The organism is Sphingobium sp. (assembly GCF_036170395.1).
In the GTDB taxonomy this organism is placed as follows: Bacteria; Pseudomonadota; Alphaproteobacteria; order Sphingomonadales; family Sphingomonadaceae; genus Sphingobium.
This window is the reverse complement of record NZ_JAVHPD010000048.1, coordinates 1-3098: the sequence shown is the minus strand read 5'-3', so window position 1 is coordinate 3098 and position 3098 is coordinate 1. Positions and strand designations below refer to the sequence as shown.

Here is a 3098-nt window from a genome sequence, read left to right as displayed (position 1 = left end):
CTGCTAGGTCCGCGCGACGTGCTGGTGATCGACGAGGCCGGCATGATCGGCACGCGCCAGATGGAGCGGGTGCTGTCGGCGGCCGAGCGGGCGGGCGCGAAGGTGGTGCTGGTCGGCGATCCTGAGCAGTTGCAGGCGATCGAGGCGGGCGCGGCGTTTCGCGCGCTGGCCGAGCGGCATGGGGCGGCCGAGATCAGCGAGGTTCGCCGGCAGCATGAGGACTGGCAGAAAGACGCCACGCGGGCGCTGGCGACGGGCAGGACCGGCAAGGCCGTCCATGCCTATGAGGCGCATGGCATGGTGCAGGCGGCGGACACGCGCGAGCAGGCCCGGGCCGAGCTGGTCGACCGATGGGACGCGCAGCGCAGCGCCGATCCGGACAAGACCCGGATCATCCTCACCCATACCAATGCGGAGGTGCGTGACCTGAACCTGGCCGCGCGCGATCGGCTGCGCGCGTCGGGCGAATTGGGCGACGACGTGCGCGTGTCGGCCGAGCGCGGCGCGCGGGAGTTCGCCAGCGGCGACCGCATCATGTTCCTCAAGAACGAGCGCGGGCTTGGCGTGAAGAACGGTTTGCTGGGCAAGGTCGAGCGGGTGTCGCCCGACAGCATGGCGGTGCGGCTCGACGATGGCCGATCGGTGGCGTTCGACCTCAAGGACTATGCCCATGTCGATCATGGCTATGCTGCCACCATCCACAAATCGCAGGGGGTGACTGTCGATCAGGCGCATGTGCTGGCGACGCCGGGGATGGACCGCCATTCGGCCTATGTGGCGCTGTCGCGGCATCGCGAGGGCGTGCAGCTCCATTATGGCCGCGACGACTTCGCCGACACCGGCAAGCTTGTCCGCACGCTGGGCCGCGAGCGGGCGAAGGATATGGCGTCCGACTATCCGATGTTCCGCGACCGCGACGCCGAGGCGCAATCGTTCGCCGATCGGCGCGGGCTGTCGGGTGAGATCCGCGTTGCGGATGCGCCCGAGCGGAAGGGCGTGGAGATCCTCGCGCCGAGCGCGGGAACTTCACGCCAGATGGGCGACGACCGCGGCGCTGGCGAGGCGAAGGCCGCGGGCGAGGGGCGGCCGCGGCGGGGTATGTTCGACAATTTCCGGCCCGCACCCGAGCGGCCAGCGCCGGCGACCAATCGCGGCCAGGGCGAGAGGCCCAAGCGCGGCATGTTCGACGGGTTGAAGCTGTCGGCCGAGCCGGCGAAGGGCGCGGAGCGCACGCCGGCGTTGCCGGATCGCGGCCAGGATCGGACATTCGCGCGCGCGGTCGAGCGGACCTCGCGTTCGGCCGAGGCGATGTTGCAGGCCCGCGCATCGGGCGGGCCGGTGTTGGAACATCAGAAAGTCGCGCTCGAGCGCGCGACCGAGGCGCTTGACCAGATCAGGCCAGGAGCTTCGCGCGACCTCGCATCGGCGATGCAGCGCGATCCGGCCTTGCTGCGCGACGCGGCGGCGGGACGCAGCGGCCCGATGATCGAAGCGATGGCGCAGGAAGCTCGCGTGCGCACCGATCCGAACTTGCGCGCCGATCGGTTTGTGGAACGCTGGCAACAGCTCTCCCAGGACCGAGACCGCCTCTATCGCGCCGGCGACATGACGGGCCGCGAGAAGGCGGGCAAGGAAATGGCGGGCATGGCGAAAAGCCTTGAGCGCGATCCCCAGGTGGAATCGATCCTGCGTAATCGCACCCGCGAGCTGGGGCTTGAGATCGGCATGGAGCGCAGCCCGCAGATGGGCGGCGGCGAGCTGGGCCGCCAGTTGACGCATGAGCTGGGAATCGGCCGCGACCGTGGACTTAGCCGGTAGGGAGAGAAACAAACATGGACGAGGACGAGTATCGCGAACCCCATGCCGGCGACGATCCAGTGGCCGCGTTCGAGCGGTTGCGCGGCGAGGTGTCGTTGCTGCGTCATGCGGTCGAAGGGCTGACCGCCGCGCGCGAGTCCATCGACATTCCCGATTATCAGCCGACGCTTGAGCGTACCGAAAAGGTGCTGGGGGTTCTGGCCCAGCAGATCGCCGCGATGCGGAAAAGCCCTGCCCTGTCGATGGACCCGGCGCATATGGCGGGCGAGATCGCGACGGCGGCGATCGGCGCGCGCCGCGAGGACCAGCGTCTTATCACCGAGGCGCGCACGGCGCTGGACCAGGCCGCGCGTGAGATCGGGAGCCGGCTTGCTTCCGCGCGGCGCGGCGACGAGCAGAATCGCTGGCTATATCTGTTCGGCGGTGGCGGCCTGGTGCTGGGGCTGTTGTTCTATGCCGCGTTGGCGGGGCCGATCGCGCGTCTGACGCCCGATAGCTGGCTATGGCCTGAAGGCGTGGCGACGCGCGTTTTGGACGCGCCGACGCAATGGGAGGGGGGGCAGCGGTTGATGCGGGCCGCTGCGCCGGAGCGCTGGGAGGCGATCGTCGCGACCGACAAGCTGTTGCGCGACAATCGCGAGACGATCGAGACGTGCCGCAAGTCGGCGACGAAGGCAAAGAAGCCGGTGCGCTGCACGATCGAGGTCAAGCCGGCGACAGAATAAGGGTGGATTCCGAGCATGATCGGGGTTGCGCGGGGCGGTAATGTCACGGTACAGGGCCGACCCCGCAGCGCAGGCACTTCGATGCCGCTCATAGGTGCACTCCCGGCAGCCGGGCCGACGAGGGAAAAAGCGCCGTCAGGCGCCAGCGTAGGGGCATCAGCGTGGCAAAGGTGAGCCCCCATACCCAAGCTGCCAGCGCGAGCGGCAAGGGTGTCGTGCGCGATTGTCCTTTGATTTAGCGAGAGAAGGCGCGCTGCACAATTAAAATGCCCCGTATGTAGTGAGTCCCATCTCGTCAACTGCCAATGATTAGACCTCTGGTCGCGCATCGTCTGGCAGGCTTGGACGAATCCTATAAGGATCGGCGCACGGCTTTACGATGAAGCAATCATTCCTAAGCGTCGTTAACCATCCTCTAACGCATGCGATGCGATTATACAGCTATGCTAGAGGTCGCACCGGGGTGAACATGAGCAGCATCTTCAACGACGTCATGGCCGTGCGAAGCGCCATCCTCGACAGGAATGCGGCGCTTCGAAATGTAGCAAGCAGCGC

2 protein-coding genes are annotated in these 3098 nt (G+C 67.5%); both read left to right on the top strand.

Annotated features, from left to right (window positions below; genetic code table 11):
- Window positions 1-1818, top strand: a 1818-nt coding sequence (locus V2B31_RS13240; RefSeq protein WP_328279271.1) for an AAA family ATPase, incomplete at its 5' end; no start/stop codon positions are given.
- Between the two features lie 14 nt (window positions 1819-1832).
- Entirely contained in the window at window positions 1833-2543 is a 711-nt protein-coding gene (locus V2B31_RS13235; RefSeq protein ID WP_066268885.1) for a DUF6118 family protein, read from the top strand.
- The last annotated feature ends 555 nt before the right edge of the window (window positions 2544-3098 follow it).